This window comes from Campylobacter concisus (genome assembly GCF_003048555.1).
GTDB lineage: Bacteria > Campylobacterota > Campylobacteria > Campylobacterales > Campylobacteraceae > Campylobacter_A > Campylobacter_A concisus_AO.
The window spans coordinates 1-18,137 of record NZ_PIRR01000034.1 but is presented as its reverse complement, the minus strand read 5'-3'; the positions used below and the strand labels follow the sequence as shown (position 1 = coordinate 18,137).

Below are 18,137 nucleotides of genomic sequence, written 5' to 3'. Positions count from 1 at the left end.
TTGCATATTAAGTCCTTATATATTTTTTAGTAATTATAGGAATTTTAGCTTTTAAAAAAAATAAAACTATAAAAATTATACATATTTCATAAATATTTAATGATGCATTACGGATTTAAATGTAATAAAAATTTGTATTCTTAAATGGCTGTATTTTATGATTTTAATTTTTATGAAAATTTTTTAAATTTCCCTTGACTTTTACCTTGTTTTGATATATAATTGCCACTTCACAAAACAGGTGCTGGTGTAGCTCAGTTGGTAGAGCTACTGCCTTGTAAGCAGTGGGTCGGCGGTTCAAGTCCGTTCACCAGCTCCATTTTTGTAACAGTGTTTGACCAGAAAATACCAAAATAGTTTATTAATGTTTAAGGTGAGATACTCAAGCGGCCAACGAGGGCAGACTGTAAATCTGCTGACTATGTCTTCCGTGGTTCGAATCCACGTCTCACCACCATTGTTATGCGGGAGTAGCTCAGTTGGCTAGAGCATCAGCCTTCCAAGCTGAGGGTCGCGGGTTCGAGCCCCGTTTCCCGCTCCAAAATTTGGGAAAATAAACTGGGAGCTGTATCTAGATTTTACTAAACACAGTTATTCCTTACTTTATTTTCAAAATTTTTAGTTGTTTGTATTATTTAATTGGAATCATCTCTGCCAAGCGTTTTTCGCTCATATGGCTCAGAGGTAGAGCACTTCCTTGGTAAGGAAGAGGTCGCGGGTTCAAGTCCCGCTATGAGCTCCACTGGTTAATATGATTTTATTATGATTATACAAATTTGGTAAGAAAAAAGACATATATCACATACGGAGGAAAAGATGGCTAAAGAAAAATTTTCACGTAACAAGCCGCACGTAAACATAGGTACTATTGGTCACGTAGATCATGGTAAAACTACATTAACAGCTGCAATATCTGCTGTTCTTTCACGCAAAGGACTTGCTGAGCTAAAAGATTATGATAATATTGATAATGCTCCAGAAGAAAAAGAACGTGGTATTACAATTGCTACTTCACATATTGAGTACGAGACAGAGAAACGCCACTATGCCCACGTTGACTGCCCTGGTCACGCCGACTATGTAAAAAACATGATTACAGGTGCTGCGCAAATGGATGGAGCTATTCTGGTTGTTTCTGCAGCTGATGGCCCAATGCCACAAACTAGAGAGCATATTTTATTATCACGCCAAGTTGGTGTTCCATACATTGTTGTTTTCATGAATAAAGCTGATATGGTTGATGATGCTGAGTTACTTGAATTGGTTGAAATGGAAATCCGCGAATTACTTAATGAGTATAATTTCCCAGGCGATGATACACCTATTGTTTCTGGTTCAGCACTTAAAGCCCTTGAAGAGGCAAAAGCTGGTCAAGATGGCGAATGGTCAGCAAAAATTATGGAATTAATGGATGCAGTTGATAGCTATATTCCAACTCCAGTTCGTGCAACAGATAAAGATCTTCTTATGCCAATCGAGGATGTTTTTTCGATTTCAGGTCGTGGTACAGTTGTAACTGGTAGAATCGAAAAAGGTGTTATAAAAGTTGGTGACACAATTGAGATTGTTGGTATTAAGCCAACTCAAACAACAACAGTTACTGGCGTTGAAATGTTTAGAAAAGAGATGGATCAAGGCGAAGCTGGTGATAATGTTGGCGTTCTTCTCCGTGGTACTAAGAAAGAGGATGTTGAGCGTGGTATGGTTCTTTGCAAGCCTAAATCAATTACCCCTCATACAAAATTTGAAGGCGAAGTCTATATCTTGACAAAAGAAGAAGGTGGTCGCCATACTCCTTTCTTTAATAACTATAGACCACAATTCTATGTAAGAACAACTGATGTTACTGGTTCAATTACGCTTCCAGAAGGAACAGAGATGGTTATGCCAGGTGATAATGTAAGAATTTCTGTTGAATTGATTGCTCCAGTAGCACTTGAGGAAGGCACTCGTTTTGCTATCCGTGAAGGTGGTAGGACTGTTGGTTCAGGTGTTGTTTCAAAAATACTTGGTTAATTTATAAAAATTTGTCAAAGGGAGAATATTCCCTTTGATATTTTGAAAAGGACTTATATGAGAATTAAAATTGGTTTAAAATGCTCTGAAAGTGGTGATATAAATTATACAACAACTAAAAATAGTAAAACTACTACAGATAAAGTTGAGCTTAAAAAGTATTGCCCAAGATTAAAAAAACATACTATACATAAAGAAGTTAAATTAAAAAGTTAATTAAGAAGCTATTAGGGCAATAGCTCCAACGGTAGAGCGCTGGATTCCAAATCCAATGGTTGGGGGTTCGAATCCCTCTTGCCCTGCCACGACTAAGGTTAAGATTATGGAGAAAATTATAAATTATATTAAGCTTTCTAAATTGGAAATAATGAAGGTTATCTATCCTACAAAAGAACAAATTAGAAATGCTTTTTTTGCAGTTTTTATCGTAGTTGCTGTTGTATCACTTTTTTTAGCTCTTGTCGATGTTATTATGTCCTTTGTTCTATCTAAAGTTATATGATATAAGGAAAAGTAATGTCACATAAATGGTATGCTATACAGACTTACGCTGGAAGCGAAATGGCAGTAAAAAGAGGAATTGAAAATTTAGTAAAAGATCATGGAATAGAAGATCAGCTAAAAGAAGTTATAGTTCCTACAGAAGACGTAATTGAAATAAAAAATGGCAAGCAAAAAATCAACGAAAGAACTCTTTATCCAGGTTATGCTTTTGCATGCTTAGACCTTGATACAGCTCTTTGGCACAGGATTCAATCTTTACCAAAAGTTGGACGTTTTATTGGTGAAGCTAAAAAACCTACACCATTATCTGAAAAAGATATTAATACTATTTTGGAAAAAGTTCAAAAAAGAGCTGCGCCAAAACCTAAGATATTCTTTGAGGATGGTGAGAGTGTTCGTATAACAGAAGGTCCTTTTGCTAACTTTACAGGTATTGTTGAAGAATATGACATGATACATGGAAAACTTAGGCTTAATGTTTCTATTTTTGGTAGAAGCACCCCTGTTGATATTTTGTATTCACAAGTTGAGAAGATAATTTAAGGAGCAAGAAATGGCTAAAAAAGTTATAGGTGAAATAAAATTACAAATTGCTGCAACAAAAGCAAACCCTAGTCCGCCGGTTGGTCCAGCTCTTGGACAAAAAGGTGTTAATATTATGGAATTTTGTAAAGCCTTTAATGAGAGAACAAAAGATATGGTTGGGTTTAATATTCCAGTTGTTATAACTGTTTATGCTGATAAAAGTTTTACATTTATCACAAAACAGCCTCCTGCTACAGATCTTATTAAAAAGGCTGCAGGTATAACAAAAGGAACTGATAATCCTTTAAAAAATAAAGTAGGCAAACTAACAAAAGCTCAAGTTTTAGAAATAGTTGAGAAAAAACTTGTTGATTTAAATACAAATGATAAAGAGCAAGCAGCTAAAATTATTGCTGGTTCAGCTCGATCAATGGGTGTCGAAGTAATAGACTAAAACCTTTACCGTCAGGTTGATTAGCAAAAGACGGAAGCAATATATATGCGGAGAAATTTATGGGAAAAACTAGTAAGAGATTTCAAGAATTGCTCAAAAAAGTAGAGCAAGATAAAATTTATAACCTTAGTGAGGCTATTGATACAGTTAAAACTCTAGCTTCTGCTAAATTTAATGAAACAGTTGAGATTGCATTAAAATTAAATGTTGATCCAAGACATGCTGATCAAATGGTTCGTGGTTCAGTAGTTTTACCAGCTGGTACAGGTAAAACTGTAAGAGTTGCAGTTATTGCAAAAGATACTAAAGCTGATGAGGCAAAAGCAGCTGGTGCTGATATTGTTGGTGCAGATGATTTGGTCGAAGATATTCAAAAAGGCATAATGAATTTTGATGTTCTTATAGCTACTCCAAATTTAATGGGTCTTGTAGGTAAGGTCGGTAGAATTTTAGGACCAAAAGGATTAATGCCAAACCCAAAAACTGGCACAGTTACAATGGATGTTGCACAAGCTGTTAATAATGCAAAAAGCGGTCAAGTAAATTTCCGTGTTGATAAGCAAGGAAATATACATGCAGGTCTTGGTAAAGTTAATTTTACTAAAGAACAATTAAATGAAAATATTTCAACATTTATTAAAGCGATCAATAAACATAAGCCTGCAACCGCAAAGGGTAGATATGTTAAAAATGCTTCGTTGTCTTTGACAATGAGCCCATCTATAGCTCTTGATACTCAAGAAGTTATGGACTTAAAATAAAACTAAAAATTAAAATTTATATCTTAGATTGGAGATAGCCGAGGCCATTGGGCTTAATTGATTCGACCCGCTCTGCTTGAAATTACCGGTCGGAAAGGAGAAAAAGTGACACGTAACGAAAAAACTGAAGTTGTTGCAAAATTAGAGAGTGAATTTAAAACTGCTGAAGCTATTGTAGTTTGTGACTATCGTGGCCTTTCAGTAAAGAAACTTGAAGTTTTAAGAAATTCTGCTAAAGAACAAAATGTAAAAGTTCAGGTTATTAAAAATACTCTTGCAAATATTGCTCTTAAAAATTCTGATAAAGTCGGAATGGAACTCAAAGATACAAATATCTATCTTTGGAGCGAAGATCAATTAGCAGTAACTAAAGTAGCCGCAAAATTTGAAGAGTCTAATGCTGATCTTTTCAAAATAAAAACAGCTTATATTGATGGCGAAGTTGCTAGCGTTGATAAAGTTAAAGCTCTATCTAAAATGCCTAGCCGTGATGAGCTTATTGCGATGCTTTTACAAGTTTGGAATGCGCCAATTCAAAATTTCACAATAGGTTTGAATGCGCTTAAAGAGAAAAAAGAACAATTAGCTTAATAAAAATTAAAAATAATAAGGATTAAAAATGGCAATTACTAAAGAAGATGTATTAGAGTTTATATCTAATCTTTCTGTACTTGAACTTAGTGAACTTGTAAAAGAGTTTGAAGAGAAATTTGGTGTTAGCGCTGCTCCTGTAATGGTAGCAGGTGGTGCAGCTGTAGCAGGTGGTGCAGCAGCTGCTGCAGAGGAGAAGACAGAATTTAACATTGTTTTGGTTGACTCTGGTGATAAGAAAATCAACGTTATTAAAGTTGTTAGAGCGCTTACTGGTCTTGGTCTTAAAGAAGCTAAAGACGCAGTTGAGGGAACACCATCTGTTCTTAAAGAAGGTGTTAGTAAAGATGAGGCTGAGGCAGCTAAAAAAGAGCTTGAAGAAGCTGGCGCTAAGGTTGAACTTAAATAATTTTTTATTATTTGAGCTTAATATTTCAAGAGAGGGCAAAGGCTCTCTCTTTTTTTAAATTTTAGATGCCTTGTTAAAAGGCTATACTTTTCTTTCAAAATTACCACGAGGTAGATGCAATGTTAAATAGCTTATACTCAGGAAATCGTCTTAGAGTTGACTTCTCTAATGTCGTTAAAGAGATAGACGTTCCGAACCTACTACAACTACAAAAAAAGAGCTTTGATAATTTTTTAAATCTAAATAACAATCAAACAGAAAGCGGTATAGAAAAAGTTTTCAAATCAATCTTTCCAATACATGATCCGCAAAATCGTTTGACTTTAGAATATGTTGGCTCAGAAATTGGAAAACCAAAATATACAATTAGAGAGTGTATAGAAAGAGGTCTTACATACTCTGTAAATTTAAAGATGAAAATACGTCTTATCGTTCATGAGAAAGATGATAAGACAGGTGATAAAGTTGGTGTTAAAGATATAAAAGAACAAGAAATTTTTATACGCGAAATTCCACTAATGACTGATAGAATTTCATTTATTATAAATGGTGTTGAGCGTGTTGTTGTAAATCAACTCCATAGAAGCCCAGGTGTTATTTTTAAACAAGAAGAGAGCGCGACTGTTGCAAATAAATTAATTTATACAGCTCAAATAATACCTGATCGTGGCTCTTGGCTACATTTCGAATATGACACAAAAGATATTTTATATGTTAGGATAAATAAACGTAGAAAAGTGCCAGTAACTATATTATTTAGGGCGCTTGGATATAAAAAACAAGACATTATTAAGTTGTTTTATCCAATACAAAATTTAATTATCAAAAATAACAAATTCTTAACTCTTTTTAATCCTGAAGATTATTTGGGAAGAGTTGAATATGATATAAAAAACGAAGATGGAGAAATTCTTCACCAAGCAGGCAAGCGTCTTACTAAGAAAAAAGCTGATAAGTTAATTGAAGATGGCGTAAAATTTGTTGAATACCCAGTTGAAGCACTTATCGGTAGATATTTGGCAAATCCTGTAATAAATACAGAGAGTGGAGAAATTTTATATGATACATTATCTGCTCTTGACGAGAATAAACTTGCAAAAATTTTAGCTGAACATGAAAGTATTGAGATTATAAATAACTCCGCTGCTGGTGTTGATGATGCGATTATAAATTCTTTTATAGCTGACAATGATATGCTTAAGGTTTTAAAACAAACTGAGGGTGTGGATGATGAAAATGATCTTGCGGCTATTAGAATTTATAAGGTCATGAGACCAGGAGAGCCAGTTGTTAAAGAGGCTGCAAAGAGTTTTGTAAATGATATGCTATTTAACCCTGAGAGATACGATTTAACAAAAGTTGGTCGTATGAAAATGAATCATAAGCTCTCTCTTGATGTACCAGAATACGTTACTTTGCTAACAAGCGAAGATATCATAAAAACTGCAAAATATCTTATAAAAGTTAAAAACGGACAAGGTCACATTGATGACCGCGACCACCTTGGTAATCGCCGTATAAGGTCAATCGGTGAGCTACTCGCTAGCGAGCTTCACCTTGGTTTTGTAAAGATGCAAAAGGCTATCCGCGATAAATTTACAAGTTTAAGTAATAATACCGAAGAGATTATGCCATATGACCTTATTAATCCAAAAATGATCACAGCAACAATTATGGAATTTTTCACAGGCGGTCAATTAAGCCAGTTTATGGATCAGACAAACCCACTTAGTGAAGTTACTCACAAGCGCCGTCTATCTGCACTTGGTGAGGGTGGCTTAGTAAAAGAGCGTGCTGGATTTGAGGTGCGTGACGTTCACCCAACTCATTACGGTAGAATTTGTCCAGTTGAGACTCCAGAAGGTCAAAATATTGGTCTTATCAATACACTTTCAACCTATGCAAAAGTGAATGATCTTGGCTTTGTTGAAGCACCTTACAAAAAAGTTATAGATGGCAAAGTGACTGATGAGATAGTTTATTTAACCGCAACTCAAGAAGAGGGCAATGTTATAGCTCCAGCATCAACCAAGCTTGATGAAAATGGACACATCGTTGAGGACTTGATTGAGGTTAGAAAAGATGGCGAGATGATGCTTGCCCGTAGAGAAGATGTTACTTTGATCGACCTTTGTTCTGGTATGATAGCTGGTGTTGCGGCTTCACTTATTCCATTCCTAGAGCATGATGATGCTAACCGTGCTCTCATGGGTTCAAACATGCAACGTCAGGCAGTACCACTACTTCGCTCAACTGCTCCTATTGTTGGAACAGGTATGGAAAGCGTTATCGCAAGAGATGCATGGGAAAGCGTAAAAGCAAAACGTAGTGGTGTGGTTGAAAAGGTTGATAATAAAAATATATTCATTTTAGGCGAAGACGAAGCTGGTCCATATATCGATCATTACTCTTTGGAGAAAAATTTAAGAACAAACCAAAATACGACTTTTTCTCAACATCCGATAGTTAAAAAAGGTGATGAGATTGTTGCTGGCCAAATAATTGCTGACGGCCCAAGCATGGAAAAAGGCGAGCTAGCTATCGGTAAAAACGCACTAATAGCATTTATGCCTTGGAATGGTTACAACTACGAGGACGCGATCGTTATTAGTGAAAAAATGATACGCGAAGACGCCTTTACGAGTGTCCATATCTATGAAAAAGAGATCGAGGCTCGTGAGTTAAAAGACGGGGTTGAGGAGATAACAAAAGATATACCAAATGTCAAAGAAGAGGAGCTCATGCACCTTGATGAAAGTGGTATTGTCAAAATTGGTACAGAGATCAAGCCTGGTATGATCCTTGTTGGTAAAGTATCTCCAAAAGGCGAAGTTAAGCCAACTCCAGAAGAGAGATTACTACGTGCGATCTTTGGTGAAAAGGCTGGCCACGTGGTAAATAAATCGCTTTACGCTTCAGCTTCGATGGAAGGCGTGGTTGTTGATGTTAAAATTTTCACCAAAAAAGGTTATGAAAAAGATAGCAGAACAAATAAAGCTTACGAAGAGGAGAAGACTCTTTTAGAAAAAGAACATCATGATAGACTACTTATGCTAGACCGCGAAGAGATGCTAAAAGTTACAGCACTTCTTTCTAAAAATCCACTAGCAAGTGATCAAGAGGTAAATAAAAAAGAGTATAAGAAAGGCTCAAAGATCAATAAGGCTGATCTTGAAAATATAAATAGATTTACTCTAAATGCTATCGTTAAAAGCTTTTCAAAAGATATCCAAAAGAAATATGATGAGCTAAAAAATTACTTCCAAAATGAGAAGAAAAAGCTCAAAGAAGAGCACGATGCTAAGATAGAAATTTTAGAAAAAGATGACATTTTACCAAGCGGTGTTGTTAAACTTGTAAAAGTTTATATAGCTACAAAACGCAAACTAAAAGTTGGCGATAAAATGGCTGGACGTCACGGAAACAAAGGTATCGTTTCAAATATAGTTAGAGAAGTAGATATGCCTTATCTTCCAAGTGGTCAGATCGTAGACATCGTGCTAAATCCACTTGGTGTTCCAAGCCGTATGAACATCGGTCAAATTTTAGAGAGCCACCTTGGTCTTGTTGGCTACCGCTTAGGCGAGCAGATCAATGAAATTTTTGAAACCAAAAAAGGCGAGTGGATAAAAGAACTAAGAGCTAAGATGATAGAAATAGCAGGTGTTGCTAAGCTAATGGATGCTAAAAAAGCTCTTGGCAAGATGAGTGACGAGAAGCTTCTTGAATATGCAAAAGATTGGAGTAATGGCGTAAGATTTGCAACTCCAATTTTTGAAGGCGTTAAGGCTGATGAATTTGCAAAACTATTTGAGATGGCAAAGATAGATAGTGACGGCAAAACTGAACTATACGATGGACGCACAGGCTCAAAGATAAGAGAACGCGTTAATGTTGGTTGTATGTATATGCTAAAACTTCACCACTTGGTTGATGAGAAAGTTCACGCAAGAAGTACTGGACCATACAGTCTTGTTACGCAGCAACCTGTCGGCGGTAAGGCGCTATTTGGTGGTCAAAGGTTTGGAGAGATGGAGGTTTGGGCACTTGAGGCTTATGGTGCCGCTCATACACTAAGAGAGATGCTAACTGTAAAATCAGACGATGTTGAGGGAAGACTTTCTGCTTACAAAGCTTTAACAAGAGGTGAAAACGTTCCTGAGACTGGTATCCCTGAGACGTTCTTTGTTCTAACAAACGAGCTAAAATCACTAGCTCTTGATGTAGAAGTATATGATGAGGATGAGACAAATGAAACTAACTAATTTAAAACCAGTTGAGATAAAAGAAGAGCATAGACCTCGTGATTTTGAAGCTTTTCAACTTCGTTTAGCAAGTCCTGAGAAGATAAAATCTTGGAGTTATGGTGAGGTTAAAAAACCAGAAACTATCAACTACCGCACGCTAAAACCTGAGCGTGACGGCTTATTTTGTGCCAAAATTTTTGGACCGATCCGTGACTACGAGTGCCTTTGCGGCAAATATAAAAAGATGCGTTATAAAGGCATCAAGTGCGAAAAATGTGGTGTTGAAGTAACGACATCTAAGGTTCGCCGCTCTCGTATGGGTCACATCGAGCTTGTAACTCCAGTGGCTCACATCTGGTATGTAAATTTCTTACCAAGCCGTATTGGTGCACTTCTTGGTATTAAGATGAAAGACCTTGAGCGCGTACTTTACTATGAGGCATACATTGTTGATAATGCTGGTGAGGCTTATTACGACAATGAAAATTCTAAAAAAGTTGAAAAATACGACGTTTTAAATGAAGAACAATATCAAAGCCTAGCTTCAAGATATGAAGAGACTGGTTTTACGGCTAGAATGGGTGGCGAGGTCATCTATGACATGTTAGCTGAGCTTGATTTGATGGAAATTTTAAATCAACTAAAAGAAGAGATGGAGTCTACAAATTCTGAGGCTAAGAAAAAGACTATCGTAAAACGCCTAAAAGTTATCGAGAGTTTTTTAAATTCAGGTAACCGCCCAGAGTGGATGATGATAACAAATTTACCAGTTCTTCCACCTGATCTTAGACCGCTAGTCAGCCTTGATGGTGGTAAATTTGCTGTTTCAGACGTAAATGACCTATATCGCCGCGTAATAAACAGAAATAGCCGTCTAAAACGTCTACTTGAGCTTGATGCACCTGAGATCATTATCAGAAATGAAAAGAGAATGCTTCAAGAAGCTGTTGATGCGCTATTTGATAATGGCCGCAGAGCAAATGCAGTAAAAGGTGCAAATAAGCGCCCACTAAAATCACTAAGCGAGATTATCAAAGGTAAGCAAGGTCGCTTCCGTCAGAATTTGCTAGGTAAGCGTGTTGACTTCTCTGGACGTTCTGTTATCGTCGTTGGTCCAAAGCTAAAGATGGATCAGTGCGGTCTTCCAAAGAAAATGGCTCTAGAACTATTTAAACCACATTTGCTTGCTCGCCTTGAAGAAAAAGGCTATGCAACAACTGTTAAGCAAGCTAAAAAGATGATAGAAGATAAGACAAATGAGGTTTGGGAGTGCCTAGAAGAGGTAGTTAAAGACTATCCAGTTATGCTAAACCGTGCTCCAACACTTCACAAGCTTTCTATCCAGGCATTTCACCCAGTGCTTGTTGAGGGTAAGGCGATCCAGCTTCATCCACTAGTTTGTGCGGCGTTCAACGCTGACTTCGACGGCGACCAAATGGCTGTTCACGTACCACTATCACAGGAAGCTATCGCTGAGTGCAAAATTTTGATGCTTAGTTCAATGAACATCTTGCTTCCTGCAAGCGGTAAGGCCATCACAGTTCCTTCACAAGATATGGTTTTAGGAATTTATTATTTAAGCCTAGAGAGAAATGACGAAAAAGGCGCAAATAAAATTTTCTCAAGCGTTGATGAAGTAATGATCGCTGAAGAGGCTAATACTCTTGGTCTTCACGCTAAAATTAAGACAATGGTTGATAACAAGATCATCTTCACAACAGCTGGTCGCTTGATTCTAAGAGCGATACTTCCTGATTTTGTTCCTGAAAATATGTGGAATAAGATTATGAAGAAAAAAGATATTGCAAATTTAGTTGATTATGTTTATAGAAATGGTGGTCTTGAAGTAACGGCTGACTTCCTTGATAAGCTTAAAAATTTAGGCTTTAGATATGCGACAAAAGCGGGAATTTCTATCTCTATTGCTGATATCATCGTACCTGATAGCAAGCAAAAATATATTGACGAAGCTAAGAAAAAAGTTCGAGAAATTCAAAAGCAATACGGCGCTGGTCTTTTAACAGATAGTGAGAGATACAACAAGATCATTGATATCTGGACAGATACAAACAACAGCGTTGCAAGCGAGATGATGAAGCTTATCCAAAATGATAAGGGCGGATTTAACTCGATTTATATGATGGCAGACTCAGGTGCGAGAGGTAGTGCAGCACAAATTCGCCAGCTAGCTGGTATGCGTGGTCTTATGGCAAAACCTGATGGCTCAATTATTGAAACACCGATCATTTCAAACTTCCGTGAAGGTCTAAACATAATGGAGTACTTTAACTCTACCCACGGAGCTAGAAAAGGACTTGCAGATACCGCTCTAAAAACAGCCAACGCCGGTTATTTAACAAGAAAACTAATCGATGTTGCTCAAAATGTTAAAGTCACAATGCATGACTGCGGTACGCACGAGGGTGTTGAAATTACAGATATTACAGAGAGTGGCGAGCTAATAGAAAGCCTTGAAGAAAGAGTATTAGGCCGTGTTTTAGCAGATGATGTGATCGATCCTATAACAAATGAAATTTTATTTAGCGAAGGTACGCTACTTGATGAAGAAAAAGCTAGAGCTATAACTGAGGCTGGTATAAAATCAGTGAGCATTAGAACGCCTATCACGTGCAAGGCACCAAAAGGCGTTTGCGCAAAATGCTACGGCTTAAACTTGGGTGAGGGCAAACTTGTAAAACCAGGTGAAGCAGTTGGTATCATTTCAGCTCAATCTATCGGTGAGCCAGGTACACAGCTAACGCTAAGAACATTCCACATCGGTGGTACGGCTTCTACTGAGCAACAAGATCGTCAAGTAATCGCCCAAAAAGAGGGATTCATCAGATATTATAACCTTAATACTTATGATAATGGCGATAAGAAGATCGTTGCAAATAGAAGAAGCGCGGCTGTGCTACTTGTTGAGCCAAAGATTAAATCAACGATTGACGGTAAAATAGAGATCGAATATGCCCACGAAGATGTAAATATCGTGATAAAAGGTAAAAAAGAAGAGGTTAAATATACAATTAGAAGAAATGATCTTGCTAAGCCAAACGAATTAGCTGGTGTTAGCGGAAAGATCGAAGGAAAGATGTATATACCTTATGTAAGTGGCGATAAAGTAAAAGAGAATGAAAGTATCGTTGAGATCATAAAAGAGGGTTGGAATATCCCAAATCGTATCCCATATGCTAGTGAACTTAAAATTTCAGACGGAGATCCAGTAACTCGTAAAATTTTAGCTGACGCAAATGGTGTGGTTAAATTTTTCATATTAAAAGGTGATTATCTTGATAGGGTTAAAGATATCAAAAAAGGTCACAAAGTAACTGAAAAAGGTTTCTTTGTAGTTGTTTCTGATAAAGATGGACGTGAGGCGGTTCGCCATTATATCCCAAGAAATTCTATCATTCAAGTTTCTGATAATGATGCAGTTGAGAGAGCTACTGTAGTTTCATTACCTGAAAAAGATGACAAGTTGATTATTGCCGAGTGGGATCCATACTCAACTCCAACTATTGCTGAAGAAGCTGGTGTGGTTAGCTTTGAGGATATTGAGCCAGGATATAGTGCGACTGAGCAAGCTGATGAAGCGACTGGACAAAGACGTCTTGTTATCAATGAGTATTTGCCAAGTGGTGTAAAACCTGCGATTATTATCGCTACTAAAAAAGGAAATTTAATTAAGTATCCGCTTGATCCAAAAACTGCGATCTTTGTCTCAAGTGGTGATGAAGTAGCTCAAGCTGATATTTTGGCTAAGACTCCAAAAGCTGTCGCTAAGTCAAAAGATATCACTGGTGGTCTTCCAAGAGTTAGTGAGCTATTTGAAGCAAGACGCCCTAAAAATACAGCTATCGTTGCAGAGATTGATGGTGTGGTTAGATTTGATAAGCCACTTCGCTCAAAAGAGCGCATAATCATCCAAGCTGAAGATGGCACAACTGCTGAGTATCTGATCGAGAAAAGTCGTCAGATACAAGTAAGAGACGGTGAATTTGTCCATGCTGGCGAGAAACTAACTGATGGGCTAATCTCAAGCCACGATATTTTAAGAATTCTTGGCGAAAAAGCACTTCACTACTATTTGATTAGCGAGATTCAACAAGTTTATCGTCGCCAAGGTGTTGCGATCGCTGATAAACATATCGAGATCATTGTCTCTCAAATGCTTCGCCAAGTCAAAATCGTTGATAGTGGAAATACAAATTTCATCGTTGGTGATATGGTCTCAAGAAATAAATTTAAAGAAGAGAACGAACGTATCATGAACATGGGTGGTGAGCCAGCTATTGCTGAGCCAATCTTATTAGGCGTTACAAGAGCAGCTATCGGAAGTGATAGTGTGATCTCTGCTGCATCGTTCCAAGAGACAACTAAGGTCTTAACAGAAGCATCGATTGCTGCTAAATTTGACTATCTTGAAGATCTAAAAGAGAACGTTATCCTCGGACGTATGATCCCAGTTGGAACTGGTTTTTATAAAGATAAAAAAGTAAAAATCAAAGAAAACTAGTCCTTTAAGCCCCTTATTTTGGGGCTTAACCTCTTTATAAAATTAAATCAATAAAAATTTACAAGCTATTAACTATCACCTAATAAAATCCTTATCTTTGAAATCACATCATGGAGAATTTATGAAAAACGTTGATCTTGGACTTTTATTTATACGTTTAGGACTTGGTATCTGCCTTTTTATGCATGGTTTTGGTAAAATTTTACATGGACTTAGTGAGGTAAAAGGTATATTAGTAAATGCTGGTTTACCTGGATTTTTGGCATATTTTTCTTATCTTGGAGAGGTCTTAGCGCCTATCATGTTAATTATTGGTTTTTATTCAAGGATAGGTGCTATCCTAGTTTTAGGTACCAGTATTACTATTTTATACTCCTACTATGGATTTGCAAATTTATTTGCATTAAATGAGGTCAATGGCTTTAAATCAGAGCTTATTTACCTTTATATTGCTATTTCGCTTTGTATTCTTTTGACAGGTGGTGGCAAATATGCTGTCAAACAAGATTAATACAAAATAAAGACAGCGGAGTTTTTATAAAATCAAGAATTAGATGAGTAAGTCTAACTTATTAACCGTTATTTAAGTTTATTTTAAATAAAATTAGGTCTTTTTAATAAATTTAGTTGAAAGGAATTATTGTGCCAACCATAAATCAATTGGTCAGAAAAGAACGCAAGAAAGTGACTGTTAAGTCAAAATCTCCAGCGTTAAAAGAGTGCCCTCAAAGAAGAGGAGTTTGCACTAGGGTTTATACTACAACTCCTAAAAAACCAAACTCAGCTTTGAGGAAAGTTGCCAAAGTCAGGCTAACAAGCGGTTTTGAAGTCATCAGCTATATCGGTGGTGAAGGTCACAACCTACAAGAACACAGTATCGTTTTAGTTCGCGGCGGTAGGGTTAAAGACTTACCAGGTGTTAAATACCACATCGTTCGTGGTGCACTTGATACTGCTGGTGTTGCAAAAAGAACAGTTTCTCGTTCTAAATATGGTGCAAAACGCCCTAAAGCTGGCGCTGCAGCTGCAACAAAAAAGTAAAAATTTAGGTTCGCAGACGTTGCTAAAATTTGCAAACGTTTGAGTAAAATTTCATAAAAATTTGAAGGAAAGATCAAAATGAGAAGAAGAAAAGCTCCTGTAAGGGAAGTTTTACCTGATCCGATTTACGGAAATAAAATAATCACTAAATTTATTAATTCTCTTATGTATGATGGCAAAAAAAGCGTCGCTACTGAGATAATGTATGGTGCTATTAAAGCTATCGAAAAGAAAAATGCTGAGGTTAAAGGCATCGACGTTTTTAACGACGCTATCGAAAATGTAAAACCTATTTTAGAAGTTAAATCACGCCGTGTTGGTGGTGCTACTTATCAAGTACCAGTTGAGGTTCGCCCAGCTCGCCAACAAGCTCTTGCTATCCGCTGGCTTATAACTTACGCTAGAAAAAGAAGCGAAAGAACTATGATAGATAAACTAGCGAATGAGCTCTTAGATGCGGCAAACTCAAAAGGTGCATCTTTCAAGAAGAAGGAAGATACTTACAAGATGGCAGAAGCTAATAAAGCATTTGCTCACTACCGCTGGTAAGAAAGAATTAATATGGCAGAGAGAAAAACGCCTTTACATAAGGTAAGAAATATCGGTATTGCGGCTCACATTGATGCTGGAAAGACAACTACTAGTGAGAGAATTTTATTCTTTACTGGCATGAGCCATAAAATAGGTGAGGTTCATGATGGTGCTGCTACCATGGACTGGATGGAACAAGAAAAAGAGCGTGGTATTACTATTACTTCAGCTGCAACTACGGCATTTTGGAAGGGTTATCAAATAAACCTAATAGACACTCCGGGACACGTTGACTTTACTATCGAAGTTGAGCGTTCTATGCGTGTTCTTGATGGTGCTGTTTCAGTATTTTGTTCTGTTGGTGGTGTTCAACCACAATCAGAAACCGTTTGGAGACAAGCAAATAAATATCACGTACCAAGAATCGTTTTTGTTAATAAAATGGATAGAATCGGCGCAAATTTCTTTAGAGTTGAAGAGCAGATTAGGGAAAGACTAAAAGCAAACCCAATTCCTATTCAAATTCCTATAGGTGCTGAGGATAACTTTAGAGGTGTGGTTGACCTTGTAAGAATGAAAGCTTACGTTTGGAATGATGAGAAAAAGCCAACTGACTATGTTGAAGAAGAAATTCCAGCTGAATTTAAAGATAAAGCAGAAGAATACCGCGCAAAACTAATCGAAGCTGTTTCTGAGACAGATGATAGCTTGATGGAGAAATTCTTTGCAGGTGAAGAGCTAAGTGAAGAAGAAATTAAAAAAGGCATAAAAGCAGGCTGCTTAAGAATGACTATCACGCCTATGCTTTGCGGAACTGCGTTTAAAAACAAAGGAATTCAACCTCTACTTGATGCTGTTGTTGACTACTTGCCAGCTCCAGATGAAATTGAAGCTATTAAGGGTGTATATGAAGATGGTACCGAAGTAACTGTTGAAAGTACTGATAATGGTGAATTTGCAGCTCTTGCATTTAAGATCATGACTGACCCATTTGTCGGACAGCTAACATTTATTCGTGTTTATAGAGGAAGCTTAGAAAGTGGTAGCTATGCTTATAATACCGTTCAAGATAGTAAAGAGAGAATCGGTCGCTTGCTAAAAATGCACTCAAATAAACGTGAAGAGATTACTGAGCTTTTTGCTGGTGAGATCGGCGCTGTTGTTGGTCTAAAAAATACACTAACAGGTGATACTCTAGCTAGCGAAAAAGATAAAGTTATCCTTGAGAGAATGGACTTCCCTGAGCCAGTCATTAGTGTTGCGGTTGAACCAAAAACAAAGGCAGACCAGGAAAAAATGGCAATAGCACTTCAAAAACTAGCTCAAGAAGATCCAAGTTTTAGAGTTAGTACAGACGAAGAGAGTGGTCAAACTATTATTAGCGGTATGGGTGAGCTTCACTTGGAGATCATAGTTGATCGTATGCTTCGTGAATTTAAAGTAGATGCTGAAGTTGGACAACCACAAGTTGCTTATCGCGAAACCATTCGTAAGACAGTCGAACAAGAATATAAGTATGCTAAACAATCAGGCGGTCGTGGTCAATACGGTCACGTATTTTTACGTATTGAGCCGCTTCCAGCTGCTAGTGGATTTGAGTTTGTAAATGACATCAAAGGTGGTGTTGTTCCAAAAGAATATATTCCAGCTGTTGAAAAAGGTTGCAAAGAGGCACTTCAAAGCGGTGTTCTTGCTGGTTATCCAGTCGAAGATGTTAAAGTTACCCTTTTTGATGGTAGCTACCATGAAGTTGACTCATCTGAAATGGCATTTAAACTTGCTGCTTCAATGGGATTCAAGGAAGGTGCTAGAAAGGCAGGTGCTGTTATTCTTGAGCCTATGATGAAGGTTGAAGTTGAAACTCCAGAAGAGTATATGGGTGATGTTATAGGCGACCTTAACAAACGCCGTGGCCAAGTAAATTCAATGGATGATAGAAATGGTGTGAAGATCATTGCAGCTTATTGTCCATTAGCTCAAATGTTTGGCTATTCAACAGATCTTCGCTCAATGACTCAAGGCCGCGCAACTTATTCAATGGAATTTGATCACTACGAAGAAGTTCCTAAAAACGTAAGTGATGAGATCATTAAAAAGAGAAATGGCTAATTAGCTAAAGAAGGACAGAGCAATCTGTCCTTTAAAAATTAAATTCTTATAAAATCTATCTACAAAAATATGAATTGTCCTCATAGCTCAGCTGGATAGAGCGTAGAATTCCTAATTCTAAGGCCACAGGTTCGAACCCTGTTGGGGACACCATCCATAATGTAATCATTTTTGTAAAATACAAAGTGCTCAAACAAGTGTTTTTAAAATATACTAAAACGTATAATAAGATATAGCAATTTATAAAAATGCTCTTATGTTGATCAGTATAATAGAGTAAAAGAAAAAATGCAAAGAATGGACTTTATAAAAAAGATTACAAGTGATATGCAAATAAGAGCTGCATCTTATACACATCTGACGCTGCCGACGACCGACCCTGGAGCACTACCGGCTGTCGTCGTTTCACCAAAACAAAAGAGAACCAAGA

At 37.1% G+C, this 18,137-nt stretch carries 14 protein-coding genes and 6 tRNA genes; all 20 read left to right on the top strand.

From position 1 onward, the window contains the following. Positions 1–243: 243 nt before the first annotated feature. The 20 genes from CVS92_RS06960 (at position 244) to CVS92_RS06865 (ending at position 17,860) form a co-directional block, all read left to right on the top strand. Positions 244–319, top strand: a tRNA-Thr gene (locus CVS92_RS06960). 53 nt (positions 320–372) lie between these two features. Then, positions 373–457, top strand: a tRNA-Tyr gene (locus CVS92_RS06955). Between the two features lie 7 nt (positions 458–464). Beyond that, a tRNA-Gly gene (locus CVS92_RS06950) sits at positions 465–541 on the top strand. A 126-nt stretch (positions 542–667) separates the two neighbouring features. Next, positions 668–742 (top strand) — tRNA-Thr (locus CVS92_RS06945). A gap of 74 nt (positions 743–816) precedes the next feature. Beyond that, positions 817–2,016: an elongation factor Tu gene (gene tuf, locus CVS92_RS06940; protein WP_021090663.1), complete on the top strand. Its 1,200-nt coding sequence runs from the start codon at positions 817–819 to the stop codon at positions 2,014–2,016. Between the two features lie 57 nt (positions 2,017–2,073). Then, the gene (gene rpmG, locus CVS92_RS06935; RefSeq protein ID WP_035167196.1) at positions 2,074–2,232 is read left to right on the top strand and encodes a 50S ribosomal protein L33; all 159 of its coding nucleotides are present in this window, start codon (positions 2,074–2,076) and stop codon (positions 2,230–2,232) included. Positions 2,233–2,245: 13 nt separating this feature from the next. Further along, a tRNA-Trp gene (locus tag CVS92_RS06930) sits at positions 2,246–2,321 on the top strand. A 17-nt stretch (positions 2,322–2,338) separates the two neighbouring features. Further along, positions 2,339–2,518, top strand: coding sequence for a preprotein translocase subunit SecE (gene secE / locus CVS92_RS06925; protein ID WP_072594862.1), 180 nt, complete (start codon positions 2,339–2,341; stop codon positions 2,516–2,518). A 14-nt stretch (positions 2,519–2,532) separates the two neighbouring features. Beyond that, a complete protein-coding gene (gene nusG, locus CVS92_RS06920) occupies positions 2,533–3,063 on the top strand; it encodes a transcription termination/antitermination protein NusG (protein WP_054196403.1) in 531 nt (176 codons plus the stop codon). 10 nt (positions 3,064–3,073) lie between these two features. Further along, the gene (gene rplK / locus CVS92_RS06915) at positions 3,074–3,499 is read left to right on the top strand and encodes a 50S ribosomal protein L11 (RefSeq protein WP_084040690.1); all 426 of its coding nucleotides are present in this window, start codon (positions 3,074–3,076) and stop codon (positions 3,497–3,499) included. Positions 3,500–3,558: 59 nt separating this feature from the next. Continuing rightward, positions 3,559–4,260: a 50S ribosomal protein L1 gene (gene rplA, locus CVS92_RS06910; RefSeq protein ID WP_087576838.1), complete on the top strand. Its 702-nt coding sequence runs from the start codon at positions 3,559–3,561 to the stop codon at positions 4,258–4,260. A gap of 105 nt (positions 4,261–4,365) precedes the next feature. Continuing rightward, positions 4,366–4,851, top strand: a complete 486-nt coding sequence (rplJ, locus tag CVS92_RS06905; protein ID WP_107788974.1) for a 50S ribosomal protein L10 — start codon at positions 4,366–4,368, stop codon at positions 4,849–4,851. A gap of 28 nt (positions 4,852–4,879) precedes the next feature. Beyond that, entirely contained in the window at positions 4,880–5,260 is a 381-nt protein-coding gene (gene rplL, locus CVS92_RS06900; protein ID WP_107788973.1) for a 50S ribosomal protein L7/L12, read from the top strand. Positions 5,261–5,379: 119 nt separating this feature from the next. Continuing rightward, positions 5,380–9,525, top strand: a complete 4,146-nt coding sequence (gene rpoB, locus CVS92_RS06895; RefSeq protein WP_107686545.1) for a DNA-directed RNA polymerase subunit beta — start codon at positions 5,380–5,382, stop codon at positions 9,523–9,525. Next, positions 9,512–14,026: a DNA-directed RNA polymerase subunit beta' gene (gene rpoC, locus CVS92_RS06890; protein ID WP_021091033.1), complete on the top strand. Its 4,515-nt coding sequence runs from the start codon at positions 9,512–9,514 to the stop codon at positions 14,024–14,026. Before rpoB ends, rpoC begins: the two co-directional genes overlap by 14 nt. Positions 14,027–14,147: 121 nt before the next feature. Continuing rightward, on the top strand, positions 14,148–14,537 hold the full coding sequence (locus CVS92_RS06885; protein WP_103604834.1) for a DoxX family protein: 390 nt from the start codon (positions 14,148–14,150) through the stop codon (positions 14,535–14,537). 131 nt (positions 14,538–14,668) lie between these two features. Continuing rightward, entirely contained in the window at positions 14,669–15,067 is a 399-nt protein-coding gene (gene rpsL / locus CVS92_RS06880) for a 30S ribosomal protein S12 (protein WP_021090705.1), read from the top strand. Between the two features lie 78 nt (positions 15,068–15,145). Further along, complete coding sequence (gene rpsG / locus CVS92_RS06875) at positions 15,146–15,616, top strand: 30S ribosomal protein S7 (RefSeq protein ID WP_021090980.1); 471 nt, start codon at positions 15,146–15,148, stop codon at positions 15,614–15,616. Between the two features lie 12 nt (positions 15,617–15,628). Beyond that, positions 15,629–17,707 carry an elongation factor G gene (fusA, locus tag CVS92_RS06870; RefSeq protein ID WP_107788972.1) on the top strand — a complete coding sequence of 693 codons (2,079 nt, stop codon included), beginning with the start codon at positions 15,629–15,631 and terminating at the stop codon, positions 17,705–17,707. Between the two features lie 76 nt (positions 17,708–17,783). Continuing rightward, positions 17,784–17,860 (top strand) — tRNA-Arg (locus CVS92_RS06865). Positions 17,861–18,137 lie beyond the last annotated feature (277 nt).

Bases quoted from the DNA above. Each gene is read 5' to 3' on its own strand.
- rpmG (WP_035167196.1), top strand. From the start codon at position 2,074: ATGAGAATTAAAATTGGTTTAAAATGCTCTGAAAGTGGTGATATAAAT.
- fusA (WP_107788972.1), top strand. From the start codon at position 15,629: ATGGCAGAGAGAAAAACGCCTTTACATAAGGTAAGAAATATCGGTATT.
- rplA (WP_087576838.1), top strand. From the start codon at position 3,559: ATGGGAAAAACTAGTAAGAGATTTCAAGAATTGCTCAAAAAAGTAGAG.
- rplK (WP_084040690.1), top strand. From the start codon at position 3,074: ATGGCTAAAAAAGTTATAGGTGAAATAAAATTACAAATTGCTGCAACA.
- secE (WP_072594862.1), top strand. From the start codon at position 2,339: ATGGAGAAAATTATAAATTATATTAAGCTTTCTAAATTGGAAATAATG.
- rpoB (WP_107686545.1), top strand. From the start codon at position 5,380: ATGTTAAATAGCTTATACTCAGGAAATCGTCTTAGAGTTGACTTCTCT.
- rpoC (WP_021091033.1), top strand. From the start codon at position 9,512: ATGAAACTAACTAATTTAAAACCAGTTGAGATAAAAGAAGAGCATAGA.
- nusG (WP_054196403.1), top strand. From the start codon at position 2,533: ATGTCACATAAATGGTATGCTATACAGACTTACGCTGGAAGCGAAATG.
- rplL (WP_107788973.1), top strand. From the start codon at position 4,880: ATGGCAATTACTAAAGAAGATGTATTAGAGTTTATATCTAATCTTTCT.
- tuf (WP_021090663.1), top strand. From the start codon at position 817: ATGGCTAAAGAAAAATTTTCACGTAACAAGCCGCACGTAAACATAGGT.
- rpsG (WP_021090980.1), top strand. From the start codon at position 15,146: ATGAGAAGAAGAAAAGCTCCTGTAAGGGAAGTTTTACCTGATCCGATT.
- CVS92_RS06885 (WP_103604834.1), top strand. From the start codon at position 14,148: ATGAAAAACGTTGATCTTGGACTTTTATTTATACGTTTAGGACTTGGT.